Annotated in this window: 11 protein-coding genes and 4 tRNA genes; 10 read left to right on the top strand and 5 right to left on the bottom strand. The window is 63.8% G+C overall.

Annotated features, from left to right (window positions below; translation table 11 throughout):
* The first annotated feature begins 36 nt into the window (after positions 1 to 36).
* Positions 37 to 1173, top strand: a complete 1137-nt coding sequence (gene dnaJ / locus ACUIAH_RS02215) for a molecular chaperone DnaJ (protein ID WP_445341265.1) — start codon at positions 37 to 39, stop codon at positions 1171 to 1173.
* A gap of 10 nt (positions 1174 to 1183) precedes the next feature.
* On the opposite strand, the gene ACUIAH_RS02220 is transcribed toward dnaJ, so the two are convergent.
* Entirely contained in the window at positions 1184 to 1978 is a 795-nt protein-coding gene (locus ACUIAH_RS02220; RefSeq protein ID WP_445341266.1) for a fructosamine kinase family protein, read from the bottom strand.
* Between the two features lie 145 nt (positions 1979 to 2123).
* On the opposite strand from ACUIAH_RS02220, the gene ACUIAH_RS02225 reads away from it, so the two are divergent.
* The 3 genes from ACUIAH_RS02225 to ACUIAH_RS02235 all read left to right on the top strand — a co-directional run bounded on the left by ACUIAH_RS02225 (position 2124) and on the right by ACUIAH_RS02235 (position 8075).
* On the top strand, positions 2124 to 2999 hold the full coding sequence (locus ACUIAH_RS02225; RefSeq protein WP_029678827.1) for an undecaprenyl-diphosphate phosphatase: 876 nt from the start codon (positions 2124 to 2126) through the stop codon (positions 2997 to 2999).
* A gap of 498 nt (positions 3000 to 3497) precedes the next feature.
* Positions 3498 to 6674 (top strand): RCC1 domain-containing protein, encoded by a 3177-nt coding sequence (locus ACUIAH_RS02230; protein ID WP_445341267.1) that lies wholly within the window; start codon positions 3498 to 3500, stop codon positions 6672 to 6674.
* Between the two features lie 747 nt (positions 6675 to 7421).
* Positions 7422 to 8075, top strand: a complete 654-nt coding sequence (locus ACUIAH_RS02235) for a helix-turn-helix transcriptional regulator (protein WP_313841974.1) — start codon at positions 7422 to 7424, stop codon at positions 8073 to 8075.
* A 601-nt stretch (positions 8076 to 8676) separates the two neighbouring features.
* Here ACUIAH_RS02235 and ACUIAH_RS02240 read toward each other — a convergent pair.
* The 4 genes from ACUIAH_RS02240 to ACUIAH_RS02255 form a co-directional block, all read right to left on the bottom strand.
* A tRNA-Val gene (locus tag ACUIAH_RS02240) sits at positions 8677 to 8749 on the bottom strand.
* 31 nt (positions 8750 to 8780) lie between these two features.
* Positions 8781 to 8852: transfer RNA gene (locus ACUIAH_RS02245), tRNA-Val, on the bottom strand.
* Positions 8853 to 8875: 23 nt separating this feature from the next.
* Positions 8876 to 8946, bottom strand: a tRNA-Cys gene (locus ACUIAH_RS02250).
* 27 nt (positions 8947 to 8973) lie between these two features.
* Positions 8974 to 9046, bottom strand: a tRNA-Gly gene (locus ACUIAH_RS02255).
* Between the two features lie 162 nt (positions 9047 to 9208).
* Between ACUIAH_RS02255 and ACUIAH_RS02260 the strand changes: the two genes are divergently transcribed.
* From ACUIAH_RS02260 to ACUIAH_RS02285, 6 genes are all read left to right on the top strand, one after another.
* Entirely contained in the window at positions 9209 to 10039 is an 831-nt protein-coding gene (locus tag ACUIAH_RS02260) for a PAC2 family protein (protein ID WP_045924425.1), read from the top strand.
* Positions 10040 to 10115: 76 nt separating this feature from the next.
* The gene (gene thrS / locus ACUIAH_RS02265; protein ID WP_306222185.1) at positions 10116 to 12161 is read left to right on the top strand and encodes a threonine--tRNA ligase; all 2046 of its coding nucleotides are present in this window, start codon (positions 10116 to 10118) and stop codon (positions 12159 to 12161) included.
* 3 nt (positions 12162 to 12164) lie between these two features.
* Positions 12165 to 12839, top strand: a complete 675-nt coding sequence (gene pgsA / locus ACUIAH_RS02270; protein WP_445341268.1) for a phosphatidylinositol phosphate synthase — start codon at positions 12165 to 12167, stop codon at positions 12837 to 12839.
* Positions 12840 to 12843: 4 nt separating this feature from the next.
* A complete protein-coding gene (locus tag ACUIAH_RS02275) occupies positions 12844 to 13854 on the top strand; it encodes a phosphatidylinositol mannoside acyltransferase (RefSeq protein ID WP_445341269.1) in 1011 nt (336 codons plus the stop codon).
* On the top strand, positions 13829 to 15115 hold the full coding sequence (locus ACUIAH_RS02280) for a glycosyltransferase family 4 protein (protein WP_445341270.1): 1287 nt from the start codon (positions 13829 to 13831) through the stop codon (positions 15113 to 15115). The genes ACUIAH_RS02275 and ACUIAH_RS02280 overlap by 26 nt, the downstream gene beginning before the upstream one ends.
* Positions 15116 to 15176: 61 nt before the next feature.
* Positions 15177 to 15932: a YebC/PmpR family DNA-binding transcriptional regulator gene (locus ACUIAH_RS02285; protein WP_144085973.1), complete on the top strand. Its 756-nt coding sequence runs from the start codon at positions 15177 to 15179 to the stop codon at positions 15930 to 15932.

Here is a 15932-nt window from a genome sequence, read left to right on the forward strand (position 1 = left end):
ATGGGTCGAGAGGGCATCAAACGAAAAGGATGATCGGTGGCAGATTACTACGAGGTTTTGGGAGTCGAGCGCGGCGCGAGCGATCAGGACATCAAGCGTGCCTATCGCAAGATGAGCCGCAAGTACCACCCGGACATCGCCGGGCCTGAATACGAGGACAAGTTCAAGGAGGTCAACAGCGCCTACGAGGTGCTCTCCGACCCCGAGAAGCGGCGCATGTACGACGCGGGCGTGGACCCCAACGATCCCCAGGCCTCCCAGGGGGGCAGCCCCTTCGACATGGGCGACGTCTTCAACCAGTTCTTCGGCGGCGGCTTCGGGGGCACCGCCCAGGGACCCATTCCGCGCACCCAGCCGGGCCGGGACGCCCTGGCCCAGGTCTCCGTGGACATGAAGACCGCCATCTTCGGCGGCGTGGTGCGCACCCCCATCAGCACCTACGGCCTCTGCCAGGAGTGCGGCGGCTCGGGGGCCCAGAAGGGAACCTCGCCGGTGACCTGCCCGGTCTGCAACGGCAAGGGCTATGCCCAGAAGGTGGTGCGGACCCTGCTGGGGCAGATGATGAGCCAGGCCCCCTGCGAGCGGTGCGAGGGCCACGGCACCATCATCGAGCACCCCTGCCCGGTCTGCAACGGCCACGGCCGTGTGCGCACCCGGCGCGAGGTGGGCGTCAACGTGCCCGCAGGGGTGGCTGACGGCTCCCGGCTGCGGCTGGCCTCCCAGGGCGAGGTGGGCGAGGGCGGCGGCGCAGCCGGCGACCTGTATGTGGACATCACCATCAAGCCCGACAAGCACTACACCCGCAGCGGCCAGGACCTGCACTGCTGGATCGCCGTGCCTATGACCTGGGCCGTGCTGGGCCACCAGGTTGACCTGGAGACCTTTGACGGCCAGCGTCAGGTGGACATCCCCGCCGGCTGCCAGCCCGACCAGGAGATCACCATCAAGGGCCTGGGAGTAACCAGGCTCGGCAACCGGGAGGAGCGCGGCGACATCATCGTCCACGTGCTGGTCCAGATCCCCACCAAGCTGGATGACGATCAGCGCCGCCTTATTGAGGACTTCGCCAACAGCCACGACTCCGAAGCCAGGCAGGTCCCGCAGAGCGCCAAGCCTGCCGGAGCCGGGGGCCGCAAGGGGATCTTCGGCAAGCTCAAGGACATCTTCAGCTGAGCCGGCTGAGTCAGCCCAGCAGCGACCGGCACATGGACCGGTACTCGCTCACATAGCCGCCGCCGAAGAAGGCGCAGTGCCCGGCGATGGCGTAGAGCTGCCAGAGCGTGGTCCGGTTCTGGTAGCCGGCCGCCAGGGGATGCACGCTCTGGTAGCCGTCCAGAATCTGCCCCAGGTAGGGGATGCCGAACAGCTGCAGCATGGCCAGGTCCTCCTCGCGGTGGCCGCCGTGGGCCGCAGGGTCGATCAGGACGGCCTGGGTGTTCCCGTCGTTCCTGGTCCACATGACGTTCCCGCTCCACAGGTCCCCGTGGACCCGGGCGGGCTTGTCATTGGCGGCCGCGCCCAGCAGCTCCGGCAGGGCCTGGATCACCTCTTCGGTCATCTTCATGTCATCGCGGTTCAGGGCCCGCCGATCCATGGCCATGCCCACCATGGGCTCCAGCCGTCCCTTGGCCCAGTAGGTGGCCGGGTCGTCCCAGGCGCCCACGTCCATGGGGAGCGGATCCTGCAGGGGTCCGAAGTAGCAGGTGCCGGTGTAGCCCTCGGGCGCGGAGCCGAAATGGTCGGCCCCGGCATCATGCATGTGGGCCAGCTGGGCGCCGAAGCGGTAGGCTGCACCAGGCGTGGGGGAGGCGGAGGCCACCTCCTCGATGTCCAGGTAGTCCGGCCCCCAGCCGTAGACGTCCACCACCCGGGGACCGCCCTGCGCCTGGGCCTGGCCCAGCCATTGAAGCCCGCGCCCCTCGCACTCGAAGAATCCCGCCGGGGCCCCGCCCCTGGATTTTCTGTAGGTCTTGGCCATGATGATCCACACCCCTATTCGTCGAGTCGTCGATTCCGACAAGACCCATTGTGGGCATTCTGCGAGACATGCCCGGCCCTTGGCTCTGCCTGCCCTGCGCGGTGGCTATGCTTGCCATTGTTGTCCGACATAGCAAGAGGGGTCCATGAATTTCTTCGAAGCCATTCTGTTCGGCCTGGTGCAGGCCCTGACGGAGTATTTCCCCGTCTCATCCAGCGCCCATATCCGCATTGTGGGCGGCCTGCTGGGCCAGGACCCGGGCGCGGCCTTCACGGCCATCATCCAATTCGGCACCGAGCTGGCGGTCCTGCTCTACTTCCGGCATGACATCGCCCGCATACTGACCCACTGGTTCCGCTGCCTGGCCGGCAAGGACGGCTCCTCCTGGCGTGAGCGGATGGGCTCCAAGGACCATGACGCGGCCCTGGGCTGGTACATCATTCTGGGAACCCTGCCCATCGTGGTGGCTGGCCTGCTCTTCCAGAAGATCATCGAGACCAAGCTGCGCAACCTCTGGATCACCGTAGTGGTGCTGATCGTCTTCGGCCTGCTGCTGGACTACTTCGACCGCCACGGCCGCCAGAACAAGGAGATCCGCCAGATGAGCGCCCGCGACGCCCTGCTCTTCGGCATCGGGCAGATGCTGGCCCTGATCCCCGGCGTATCCCGCTCGGGCGGCACCATGACCTTCGGCCGCGCCCTGGGCTACACCCGCGAATCCGCCACCCGGGTCAGCTTCCTCATGGCCATCCCCGCCGTCTTCGGCGCCGGCATACTCGAGACGGTCAAATCCTTGAAGAACATCAACGCGGACGCCGCTTTCCCCGGCTGGGGGGCCACCATCTGCGCCACCGTGGTCAGCTTCCTGCTGGGATACATCGTCATCATCGCCTTTTTGAAGATCGTCTCGCGCTTCTCCTACCGGGGATTCGTCATCTACCGGATCGGCCTGGCCATCTTCGTGGCCATCATGCTCATGGTCGGCGCCCTGCCCGCAGTGGGCGGCGTGGCGGCCAGCTGAGCCTTAGTGAACTGCCGGGGGATTCGACGCTCGGATGGCTGCATGATAGGATTTGCTCATGCGCTGCCCATGGTTGCGGGGGACTGGGTCAGCCAAGCGTTTGAATCCTTTGGGGAGGTTTGTTGTGGTTTCGTCGTCGACGTCTGCCGGTTCTCGTAAGCATAGGTTTGGCCTGCGGCCGCTCATGTCAGCATTGGTGCTGATACCCCTGCTGCTGACCGGCATGGCCACCGGCACCGTCTTCGCCTCCGGCTCAGATGTCAACGGGGGGGGGGTCGTTATACCGCTCAGGTAGATAACGGTTCCCTGAGCGATCTACAACCTACCAATCTTCCTTCCCCCTCGCCGCTGACCACTTCATCTGTTTCCCCTTCGCCCGTTCAAACCCCGACAGGCCTTTCCACTCCTCATGCGGACGCCGAAACCAAGTCGGCTGCCGCAGGTTCGCATACTGTTGTTTTTGACTCTGACGATGGGGGCAAGGCTGAACGCTTAACTGTGCCTGATGGATCCCTAGCGTCGCCTCCTGTGAATAATCCGAAGCGCGACGGCTACCGATTTGACGGCTGGTTCGAGCATGACAGGATCATGGACTTCCGCACCCCGATCATCGGGGACACCGCCTTGAAGGCAAAGTGGATCCCGGTGACTGATTGGGCGCTCAGCCCCGACCATGGTCCGGCTTCCGGCGGCACCAGCATCACCATCACACCCCCGAACGCAGATTTCCCATCGTTCAGCACGCTGGAAGCCCAAGACGGTAAGCTGATCGGTGTGACCGGCGATGGCCGCCTGCTCACGTGGACATCAAACGATGAGACGCCTGTTCAGGTGCCATCACCTCGAGATACGTCTGGCGAGGTGCGATTCACAACTGGAGTCGTTGGCGATAACAGCTACGCAGCCCTGAGCCGGGACCACCGCATCTACACCTGGAATCGTAGCGGAGAGACGCCAGCCCTGCTCGACACAGACTCCACGACCTACATCAGCATTGCCATGGCTGCCGACCGCCTCATAGCAGCGGACCAGGAAGGCCGTATCCGCACATGGACCAGCAAGGAGAAGCCAACAAGAAAAGCCATAAGCCTGCCCATGCAGGCCTTGGCAGTCAAGGTGGCTGGCAATGCTGCCCGTCTGCTCGCCTTGGACAGCAAGGGCCAGGTCTGGACTTGGAAGCCGGATGCCATTGATACCGATCAGATCCAACCCGTCAAGCTTGCCAGCCGCATTGTTCAGATATCAGCCATGGATCATGGCTTTATACTTCTGGACTCAACAGGCCAGACCAGCTATCTGGAAAACGAACAAAACCAGGCAGAGTCTCTGGTCCTGCCCGATCATTCTGCTGTGACAGCAATAAGCATTAATACAACACAAGCAGCTTTGGTTGATTCCAATGGCCACATCTGGGCTTGGAAGTCCGGCGAAGCACCCACCCGGGCAGACGACGGGAGCCAGCAGTACTCGCAGGCCATCAAGGTAGACAGCAGGATCACCGCCTTCAGCAGGCAGGGCAGCCTATACAGGTGGAGCATGGACGAGCAGGGCCGACCAGGCAAACCAGTCAGACTCGACAGCGCAGCCGCACCCACCCTGGAATCTGCCAGTCTGGACAGCCAGCCGCTCAAACTCACCAAGAAAAACAACTCATGGCAGACAGGCATACCCGCGCGCAAGCCGGGGCCAGCCGCTATCCTCATCACCGGCAGGCAGGACGGCCAGCCTTTCACCAGAAGCCTGAAGTACATAGTCGACCAGCCGCTGACACGAGACGCCGAACCACGATCCACATTTACGATCCACTTCGACACGGGCGGAGGAAAACCCGAACCAGCAGACCAGCATTTCTCCACCCCGAACAGCAGGGTGAAGCGCCCCTCCCCCGACCCGATGCGCCAAGGCTACCTGTTCGACGGATGGTTCATCGACGAGGTCGCCTACGATTTCAGCAAGCCCGTCACCAAGGACCTGACCCTGACCGCCAAGTGGACACCCGCAAGCCGGAACAGCACATGGAGCATCAGCCCCGGCAAGGGCAGCCAGCTGGGCAGGGAACCCACCACCATCACCCCGCCTGACAGCGCCAGCCGGGGCATCAGATTCAGCCAGGTCAGCGGATCAACAAACGGTTATTTTTCCTTGGCGGTGGGCAGCGACGGGAACGCCTACGCCTGGGGAAACAACAGCAATGGCCAGCTCGGCGACGGGACGATAGGCGACAAGCATGCGCCGGTCATGGTGAGGAAGCCCGACCGGAAGACGTACCCGGACCTGCCGGAGGATTTCACCTACCTGCAGGTCAGCGCCGGATACCGGCATTCCCTGGCCCTGGGCAGCGACGGCAACGCCTACGCCTGGGGATTAAACGGCAATGGCCAGCTCGGCGACGGGACAACCACCGGCCGGAATGCGCCGGTCAGGGTGAAGACGCCCGACCGCAACACGTACCCGGACCTGCCAGCGGACTTCACCTACCTGCAGGTCAGCGCCGGATACTATCATTCCCTGGCCCTGGGCAGCGACGGGAATGCCTACGCCTGGGGATTCAACCAGTATGGCCGGCTCGGCGACGGGACAACCACCAACCGGTATACGCCGATCAGGGTGAAGACGCCCGACCGCAACACGTACCCGGACCTGCCCAAGGATTTCACCTACCTGCAGGTCAGCGCCGGATACCAGCATTCCTTGGCCGTGGGCAGCGACGGCAACGCCTACGCATGGGGAAACAACGGCGATGGCCAGCTCGGCAACGGGACAACCAGCAGCCGGTCTGCGCCGGTCAGGGTGAAGACGCCCGACCGGAAGACCTACCCGGACCTGCCAGAGGATTTCACCTACCTGCAGGTCAGCGCCGGGGGCCAGCATTCCTTGGCCGTGGGCAGCGACGGCAACGCCTACGCCTGGGGAAACAACGGCAATGGCCAGCTCGGCGACGGGACAACCACCGAACGGCATACGCCGGTCAGGGTGAGGATGCCTGACCGCAACACGTACCCGGACCTGCCCAAGGATTTCACCTACCTGCAGGTCAGCGTCGGATACGATCATTCGTTGGCCGTGGGCAGCGACGGATACGCCTACGCCTGGGGATACAACGCCTTTGGCCAGCTCGGCAACAGCACCAGCTACTCTTCGACTGTTCCTGTGCGCGTGCGCGACCCCGCCAACCGCACTGACACGAACAAAGGGCTGCAAGCCACACAAGTAAGCGCCGGATTCGAGTATTCGTTGGCCGTGGGCAGCGACGGGAACACCTACGCATGGGGATACAACTACTATGGCCAGCTCGGCGACGGCAGCAGCACAAACAACAAGTCTGTTCCTGTGCCGGTGTCGTTCAACCTGCAGCTGGTGATCACCGGCGTCAGATTCGACCAGACCCCCGCATCAGGCCTGACGCGTGGTGATGGCAGCAGCGTCACCGTGACCACGCCCGCACACCAGCCGGGCGCGGTCACGGTCAGCGTGGACTACACGCTGGGCGGCGCACCCCAAACCCCCGACACCTCCCTCAAGTACACGTACCTGCCAGCAGGCGTGCTCCCCAAGGCAGGCGGGGAAGGCATCCTGCTCGCCCTGGCCACCGGCATGACCGGCATGGGCGGGGTCCTGGCCTCACGCTGCCATAGAAAAGAACAACGTAGTCTGTCACATGCTTCGCACGAGTAAGAGCGGCCGGGCGGCGTATCAATCCCCCCGCCCCCGGCCCACATAGGGGGAGCAGGGAGGAACGTGCCACTTTAGGCTCAAACCCCAAGAGAGCCGACACTTCCTCCCGCGCCCCCACCACACTTCTGCAGGCGGAAGCCGAGGGCAGGCATGCACGCCCCCGCCCCTACCTGGGAGAGAGGGAAACACGGCCAAGCTGGCCACGGGCATACAACCCCAGTCAGCCTGGCCGCTGTTTGCTCATTGAGGCACGTGTCGTATTAGCCTGTTCAACTTCTTTGGCAAAGTCGCCTACAAATCCGACCGATCCCAACACACGTGACCAACCTCACATTGTTCATGCATTTTGTCCTAGGCACGCTACAGGTATTTATCCTCAGCTGCTGAATCACTCGGTTCCCCATGATTACTAGGTTTCCGCTCTCATCCTCTCCTGCAGGGTTCGTGGGAAGCGGCTTCCTTGTGGCATCGAGTCCGTTACGACTGGCCGGGTTTGCGAAAAGCAAGATTCAGCCGCTTTCGTGCGCTACCATGAAAGCTCCTTCGCCACTTCGGCTCTCCTGCGGCCTCAATAGGCCGTATGCAACGGACAGAAGTGCGCAAAAGAAGGTCTAATATACGGGATTAGAGGAGGCCGATTGGCTGGTATGGAGGTGATGGACCATATCACGCCATCCAATACCTTTCGCTTCCCGCAGCACCAACCGGTGGCTACAAGCCGCCCTGTTAGGATGTTGAGGATCAGCCATGCATTTCACAGTAGACAACCTTGAAGAGGTATTTCCCCTGGCAGAATTCATAGCCGATTCCTTCGGTCCCATGGCCGAGATTGTTGTGCATGACATCACCCGCCCGGAGAATTCCATCGTCTTCATCCGCAACGGGCAGCTCTCCGGACGCTCCCTGGGCGACGGGGTTACGGACCAGACGCTCCAACTGGCCATACGGGCCGACCAGGACGGGGCCGACTTCGTCTCCGACTACCGTGGGCGCCGCCTGAACAAGCATGAGTTCCGCGTCTCCTCCTACCTGATCCGCAACCAGGAGCAGACCGTGATTGGCCTGCTCTGCATCAGCATCAACATCACCGAGCTGCAGCAGGCCGCCCACGTGCTGCAGACCCTGTCCTCGATCGACTCCGACGATGTGCAGATCTCCACCGAGACCTCGCGCCGCCACGTGAGTGAAGAGCCCGCGGAGAACATCCGCAGGATCACCAGGGATGAGGTCCGCCAGTTCAACATCCCCATGGACAAGCTGACCAAGCAGGACAGGCTGGACATCATCCGCAACATCAAGGACCGGGGCATCTTCCTCATCAAGGGCGCGGTAGGCATCGTCGCCCCCGAGCTCAAGATATCGATTCCCACCCTCTACCGGTACCTGCAGGCCCTCAAATAGGGCCTGAAAAGTAAGACCTCCGGCGGCAGGAGAGGGGGGTATATTTCTGTGCCGCCGGAGGAGCTTTACAGCGCGGCCGCCGCCATTGGCGACAACCGGAACGTGGCCACGCAAACAGACCACGCAAGTATTACATAGATAAAACAGGGAGACCACAGTTTCCTCAAGCTGTGGCGCATTGCAGATTCAGCCTGGCTAGTTACGTGCCCTCATTGGCCTAGGCCTTTCTTCATGCTATCACCTCTTCAAGGATGCACAGGTACTCCCGTTTCAGGCAGGTCCCCCGACCTGTTGCTAAGAGCAAATTATCACAAGGTCCCGGACATGCTCAACACTCCGTTCGCTATATGCCGCAACAACCGGCATTGCAAGGGGCGGTTTGTGCATAATTCAGCGCAGTCGGCTGCCTAAAGCGAGCCCGAAAAGTAAATCTCGGCTGGTCTGCTAACAATAATTTATTACCTGAATTTCCGCAGAAGGAATCATTAGCCAGGGATCATTGGGGATTCGATCACTGACAATTCAGAAGGTTGGTTGGCTGCCAATCGTTGACTGAGAACTGTTACCGGATGGAGAATAGGGGAGAAGTGGAAAATCCAGGTGGGCGATGCAGGAATCGAACCTGCGACCCCTTCGGTGTGAACGAAGTGCGCTAGCCGCTGCGCCAATCGCCCGGATTGGGAAAGACCACCGAAGTGATCCTCGTGGGCGATACTGGATTCGAACCAGTGACCCCTTCCGTGTCAGGGAAGTGCGCTACCTCTGCGCCAACCGCCCGGGTCATTCTCGTTTCGAGAGAGAGGTGGGTACGAGAGTCGAACTCGTCTATACGGCTTTGCAGGCCGCTGCCTAACCGCTTGGCTAACCCACCGTATTGGTTAAACTGCTCGAAACCTCGAGCGGGCAACGGGACTCGGACCCGCGGTCTCGACCTTGGCAAGGTCGCGCTTTACCAACTAAGCTATGCCCGCACTTTCAACTTTCACCGTGGTGGTGACTGCCGAAGCACGTTGCACTACTGTAGCGTAGACCTCCGCACTTGGCAAAAAGCGCGTGTCGCCGCGTCATAGAGCCACCCTCCGCTGACGGCAAAGCCGCGAAATACAAGGCTTCCTACCGGTAGGGTGAAAGGTATGAGTGAAGAAGCCAGGCAGCACTGCACCATGGTGGCCGCCTTCGATGGCTGGAACGATGCGTGCTCAGCCTCGACCAACGTCATCCGCCACCTGTTGAACGTCTACGAGTCCCACGAGATCGGCAGCATTCCGGGCGACGGGTTCTACGACTACCAGATGTCACGGCCCATGCTCTGCCATGTGCAGGGCAGGCGGCGGATCATCTGGCCCTCCGCCAAGATCTACCGGGTGCGGATTGATGACACCCACACCCTTCTGCTGGAGATGGGCCCGGAGCCCAACTACCACTGGAGCGACTTCTGCCGGCGCAGCATCCACTGGGCCGAAGACGACGAGGCGGAGGCCATCATCACCCTGGGCGCCATGTTCGCCGACTGCCCCCACACCAGGCCCCTGCCCATCGACGACCTAGCCGGCGACCAGCCCAAGACCGACACCGACGGCCATTCCGGCCCCATAGGCATCCCCACCGTCCTGGACGCCCTGGCCACCCAGGACGGCTACAGCACCGAGTCCATCTGGGTCTCGGTTCCCCAGTACCTGGGCAGCGACGAGTGCGCCCAGGGCACCCTGCAGCTGCTGCAAAGGCTCTCGGCCATGCTCGGCGTCCACCTTGACGAGGGGGAGCTGCCCCGCAAGGCCGCCGAGTGGAAGGCCCAGGCCGGAATGCTGCTGCGCTGCAACGACGATCTGGCCAACTACGTCCACCGTCTGGAGATGGACGTCGACCAGGCTCAGGTGGACGAGCCGGCCGCCGAAGAGCTGGTCCGGGAAGCCGAGGATTATCTGCGCTCCATGGGCAACAAAGGCCCCTCCTTGTCTGAGTGACGACCTAGGCTGTGGCTCGATAACCATGTCCAGCCTGCACCCTGTAACGCGGGCTCCGATAGCAAGGACGGCATTCATGACACAGTCGAGCATCTCCATCATCGTCAAGGGCGAACGGAAGGAGGTGGCGGCGGATCAGACTGGCGTCCAGCTTTTTGCTGACGACAAGGACATCATCGCCGTCGACCTCAACGGGCAGCCACGCGACCTCTACACACCCCTGCACGAGGGCGACAAGGTCGAGCCCATCACCCTGGAGAGCGACCAGGGACTGGCCATCATGAGGCATTCGGCCACCCACGTCATGGCCCAGGCCGTCCAGGAGATCCGCCCGGACGCCAAGCTGGGCATCGGCCCGGTCATCAAGGACGGCTTCTACTACGACTTCGACGTGGACAAGCCCTTCACCCCCGACGACCTCAAGCAGATCGAACAGCGGATGAAGCGGATCATCAAGTCCTCCCAGAGCTTCCGCCGGCGCGTGGTCACCGAAGAGGAGGCCCGCAAGGAGGAGGCCGACCAGCCCTACAAGCTGGAGCTGATCGGGGCCAAGGAGGCCGAGATCAACAGCGAGGAGGCCACCGAGGTGGCCACCGGCGGCGAGCTGACCATGTATGACAACCTGGACCGCGAGGGCAACACGGTCTGGAAGGACCTCTGCCGGGGCCCCCACCTGCCCAATACCCGCTACATCCGCAGCTTCAAGCTCATGCGCACGGCCGCCGCCTACTGGCGCGGGGACGAGAAGAACCCCATGCTCCAGCGAATCTACGGCACTGCCTGGGCCAACAAGGACGACATGAAGGCCTACACCGCCCGTCTGGAGGAGGCCGCCCGCCGCGACCACCGCAAGCTGGGCGCCGAGATGGACCTCTTCTCCTTCCCGGACGAGATCGGGCCCGGGCTGCCCGTCTTCCACCCCAAGGGTGCGGCCGTCATCAACGCCATGGAGGACTACTCCCGTGAAATGCACCGGCGCAACGGCTACTCCTTCGTGCAGACCCCGCACATCACCAAGGGCCACCTCTACGAGATCTCGGGCCACCTGCAGTGGTACAAGGACGGCATGTACCCGCCCATGCACCTGGACGAGGAGAAGGACGCCAACGGCAAGGTGACCCGCCAGGGCTTCGACTACTACCTGAAGCCCATGAACTGCCCCATGCACAACCTGATCTTCAAGTCCCGCCAGCGCTCCTACAAGGAGCTGCCCCTGCGGCTGTTCGAGTTCGGCACCGTCTACCGCTACGAGAAGTCCGGCGAGGTCCACGGCCTGACCCGCGTGCGCGGCCTGACCCAGGACGACTCCCACATCTACTGCACCAGGGACCAGATGAAGGGGGAGCTGACCAACCTGCTCCAATTCGTGCTCAAGGTGTTGAAGGACTTCGGCCTCAACGACTTCTACCTGGAGCTGTCCACCAAGGACCCCAACAAGTTCGTCGGCTCCGACGAGGTCTGGGAGGAGGCCACCAACACCCTGGCCGAGGTGGCCAAGGACTCCGGGCTGGAGCTGGTCGACGACCCCGAGGGCGCCGCCTTCTACGGGCCCAAGATCTCCGTGCAGGCCCGGGACGCCATCGGGCGCACCTGGCAGGTCTCCACCATTCAGCTGGACTTCAACCTGCCCGAGCGCTTCCAGCTGGAGTACATCGCCGCCGACGGCTCCCACCAGCGGCCGGTCATGATCCACCGGGCCCTCTTCGGCTCCATTGAGCGCTTCTTCGCCATCCTGCTGGAGCACTACGCCGGCGCCTTCCCGGCCTGGCTGGCCCCCGTCCAGGTGCAGGCCGTGCCCGTGGCCGACGAGTTCGCCCCCCACCTGGAGCACCTGCTGGACCAGCTGCGCGACGACATGGTCCGCTGCGAGATCGACCGCTCCGACGACCGCTTCGGCAAGAAGATTCGCAACGCGGCCAAGTCCAAGGCCCCCTTCATCCTGATCGCCGGCGAGGAGGATGCCTCCAAGAACGCGGTCTCCTTCCGCTTCCGCGACGGCAGCCAGCTCAACGGGGTGCCCGTGGAGCAGGCCCGCGCCTGGATCAACGAGGCCATCAAGGTCCGCGCCCAGATCAACTCGGCAGACGACTTCCGAGCGAACACCTCCTGCAGTCAGGACTGACCAATGTTCGAGCATCTACGGCGCCCCTGGAAGCGCATCATCGCCCCCATCGCCCGCGGCCTGGTTCGTCTGGGCGTGAGCGCCAACGGTGTCACCATCAGCGGAGCCGCAGGCACCACCCTGGTAGCCATCGCGACCGGGTTCACCGGCTGGCTCCTGCCCGGGGCCATCGTCCTGGCCATCCTGGTGGCCTTCGACTCCCTGGATGGTTCAGTGGCCGCGCTGACCGGCGGTGGCACCCAGTTCGGGGGCTTCCTGGACTCCACCCTTGACCGGATAGCCGACTGGGCCGTCCTGACCGGGGTCATCATCTACCTGCGGCGCCACGAGCTGGCCTGGGTGGCCGATGGCAGCCACCAGGATCCCGACATCTGGGCACAGGTGGGCATGGCTGCAGCCCTCTTCGCCATCATGACCTCCTTCGTCACCTCCTACGCCCGGGCCCGGGCCGAGGCCGAGGGCTTCGAGGCCAAGAACGGCATCGCCACCAGGTCCGACCGGCTGGTCATCATCCTGGTGGGCATGGCCCTGACGGGAGCCGGGCTGCCCCTGGCCGTGCTCAGCTGCTTCCTGGTCCTGCTGGCCCTGCTGGGCATCGTCACCGTCTGGCAGCGGATCAGCCACGTCGCCAAGGACATGAGCCGCAACCCGCAGCCCGCCAACCCCAACCACGAGTGAGCCTATGCCGGACCGACTGCTCATCTTTCTGGCGCAGCATGCGCGCCTGGTGCCCGAGGGGTTGCTGCGCGGCCTCTTCCTGGCGGCGGCCGACCTCTGCTGGCTGTTTCGGATAGGCGGCGTCAGACAGCTGGAGCGCAACCTGGCCCATGTCATGCCAGAGGCCGACCGTCGCAGCCTGCGGCGCACCTCGCGCAAGGGCATGCGCTCCTACTTCGTCTACTTCGTCGAGGCCCTGACCGTGGGGGCACGCACCAAGGAGCAGCTGCTGGCACGCATACACGGCGGCGGCAACGCCTACCCGGCTCCGGCCAAGAGCGACATCGGCCTGCGATCCCTGCCCATCGGCATGGGCCACCAGGGCAACTGGGACTACGCGGGCTTCTGGGCCTGCTCCACGGTCGGCCAGGTCACCACGGTGGCCGAGCGGCTGCGGGACCCTGGGATGCTGAACACCTTTGCGGACATCCGTCGCCGCCTGGGCATGAACATCCTGCTGACCGGCGAGCCGGACATCACCGGCCGTCTGACGACCCTGCTGCGGAAGCCTGGCCAGGTGGTGCCCCTGCTGGCCGACCGCGACCTGAGCCGCCGTGGCGTCTTCGTCAAGGCCTTCGACTCCTGGATTCGCGTGGCCGCCGGACCTGCCGTCATCGCCTTGGATGCCCGTCTGCCCCTCTATACCGTGAATATGCACAGGGAAAAGCTGACGGGGGAGCGCCGTCGGCAGGCCAAGACCCCCTACGGCTATGTCTGCCAGGTGGACGGGCCCATCGCCATCGAGCCCTACCTGAAGATGCCCCGAGAACAGGCCATCAAGGACCTGACCCAGGCCTGGGTGGACCAGTGGGCCCAGGGCATTCGTGAGCATCCCGAGGACTGGCACATGCTCCAGCCGATTTTCCTTGAGGATCTGGATCTTTCCCGGATGCACGACCTGCCGGACTTCATCCTGGCCCAGGCATCCGAGAACAAGGGAGGTGACGGGCATGAAGGCACCCGAACAAAGGCCTGAGCGGGAGCCGGAGCGGGCCGCCATCAAGGCGCCTCTGCGGGTGGGGATCATCTCGCCCTACTCCTTCGAGACCCCGGGCGGCGTCCAACTGCACATCCGCGACTTCGCCAGGCATCTTATGGACCGCGGCCACCAGGTGCAGGTTCTGGCCCCGGGCCGACGCACCCAGGACATGCCCCTCTGGGTGCAGACCACCGGCTCCTCCTTCTCCATTCCCTACAACGGATCCGTGGCCAACCTGAGCTACTTCGGCGTGGCCGGCCACAAGACCCGGCAGTGGGTCAGGCAGGGCCACTTCGACATCCTGCACCTGCACGAGCCCGAGGTGCCCTCCCTGAGCCACAAGCCCCTGAGGCCCGGATTCATTCCCTGCCCCTATGTGGCCACCTTCCATGCGGCCTTCGATACGACCCCGCTGGCCCTGAGGCTGACCAGGCGCTACCTGCGCCGATACCTGGCCAACATCAGCCAGGCCATCTTCGTCAGTCCCTCGGCCATGCAGAACGCCAAGAATCTGCTGGAACCGGGCATACCCAGCCAGATCATCCCCAACGGCATCGAGACCAGAGCCCTGCGCAATGCCCGGCCGCGCCCGGAATGGCAGGGGAGCGAGCGGGAACCCACCATCGGATTCCTGGGACGGATGAAGGAAGAGCGCAAGGGGTTCAGGATTCTGGCCCAGGCCGCACCTGCCATCCTGCAGCGGGTGCCCGGAGCCCGCTTCCTCTGTGCAGGTGACGGCCAGGGGGAGGCCCGGGAAATACTCGAAGCCGTCGATCCTGGACTGGCTCGGCACTTCACCTTCCTGGGCCGGATAAGCGACGAGGACAAGGCCTCCTTCTACCACAGCCTTGGCCTGTATGTGGCTCCGCAGACCGGGGGAGAGAGCTTTGGCATCGTGCTGGTCGAGGCCATGGCGGCGGGCTGCCCGGTGGTGGCCTCGGACCTGCCCGCCTTCGAGGATGTCTCCCAGAAAGGCCGCAGCGCGCGGCTGTTCGCCACAGGAGACCCCCAGGACTGCGCTCGGGCGGTCCTGGGCCTGCTGGACGACCGACCTGCCCGCCTGGACCTGGCCTCTTGCGGAATGCGTCGGGCCAGCGACTACGACTGGGTGCGGGTCACCGACCAGGTTCTGGATGTCTATGCCCGGGCCCTGGCAGCCAGGCCCGATCATCGCCGTGGCCTGCTGGGCAGGCTGGTGGGCCGGAAGGCTGGTTCTCCTTGCGATGAAGCCCCCACGAAAGGGCCTGAAAACCCGTAAAATTGTCGAAGAGCGGAACTAGAATTCCATTCGTTTACGCATTCGTACCGTCAGGAGACATATGTCAGGGCATTCGAAGTGGGCGACCACCAAGCACAAGAAAGCAGCCATCGACGCCAAGCGTGGCAAGCTCTTCGCCAAGCTGATCAAGAACATCGAGATCGCCGCCCGCACCGGCGGCGGTGACCCCGACGGCAACCCCACCCTCTACGACGCCATCGTCAAGGCCAAGAAGTCCTCCGTGCCCGCAGACAACATCACCAGGGCCGTCAAGCGCGGCTCGGGCGAGGAGGCCGGAGCGGCCAACTACGAGACCATCGTCTACGAGGGCTACGCTCCCGCCGGCGTGGGCATCATCATCGAGTGCCTGACCGACAACCGCAACCGCGCGGCCGCCGAGGTCCGTTCCACCCTGACCAAGGGCGGCGGCTCCCTGGCCCAGAACGGGTCGGTCAGCTTCAACTTCGAGCGCAAGGGCCAGATCATCGTCCCTTCGGAGGGCCTGGACTACGATACGGTCTTCGAAAAGGCCGCCGAGGCCGGTGCTGAGGACGTGCAGGACAACGGCGAGAGCTACACCGTGCTGACAGCCCCCGGCGACATGGTCACCGTCCGCAAGGCCCTGCAGGACGCGGGCATGGACTACGACTCCGCCGACCTGGTCCTCAACCCCAAGAGCGAGGTCACCCTGGACCTGGACTCCGCCCGCAAGGTCTCCAAGCTGATCGACAACCTGGACGACCTGGACGACGTGCAGGAGATCTACAGCAACTGGACTGCCCCCGACGAGGTCATGGCCCAGTTGGACGACGAGTGA

The organism is Bifidobacterium sp. ESL0820 (genome assembly GCF_052606235.1).

Coding starts and splice junctions, on each gene's coding strand:
- ACUIAH_RS02225 (WP_029678827.1), top strand. CDS start 2,124: ATGAATTTCTTCGAAGCCATTCTGTTCGGCCTGGTGCAGGCCCTGACG.
- ACUIAH_RS02220 (WP_445341266.1), bottom strand. CDS start 1,978: ATGGCCAAGACCTACAGAAAATCCAGGGGCGGGGCCCCGGCGGGATTC.
- ACUIAH_RS02285 (WP_144085973.1), top strand. CDS start 15,177: ATGTCAGGGCATTCGAAGTGGGCGACCACCAAGCACAAGAAAGCAGCC.
- ACUIAH_RS02235 (WP_313841974.1), top strand. CDS start 7,422: ATGCATTTCACAGTAGACAACCTTGAAGAGGTATTTCCCCTGGCAGAA.
- ACUIAH_RS02280 (WP_445341270.1), top strand. CDS start 13,829: ATGAAGGCACCCGAACAAAGGCCTGAGCGGGAGCCGGAGCGGGCCGCC.
- thrS (WP_306222185.1), top strand. CDS start 10,116: ATGACACAGTCGAGCATCTCCATCATCGTCAAGGGCGAACGGAAGGAG.
- ACUIAH_RS02275 (WP_445341269.1), top strand. CDS start 12,844: ATGCCGGACCGACTGCTCATCTTTCTGGCGCAGCATGCGCGCCTGGTG.
- ACUIAH_RS02260 (WP_045924425.1), top strand. CDS start 9,209: ATGAGTGAAGAAGCCAGGCAGCACTGCACCATGGTGGCCGCCTTCGAT.
- pgsA (WP_445341268.1), top strand. CDS start 12,165: ATGTTCGAGCATCTACGGCGCCCCTGGAAGCGCATCATCGCCCCCATC.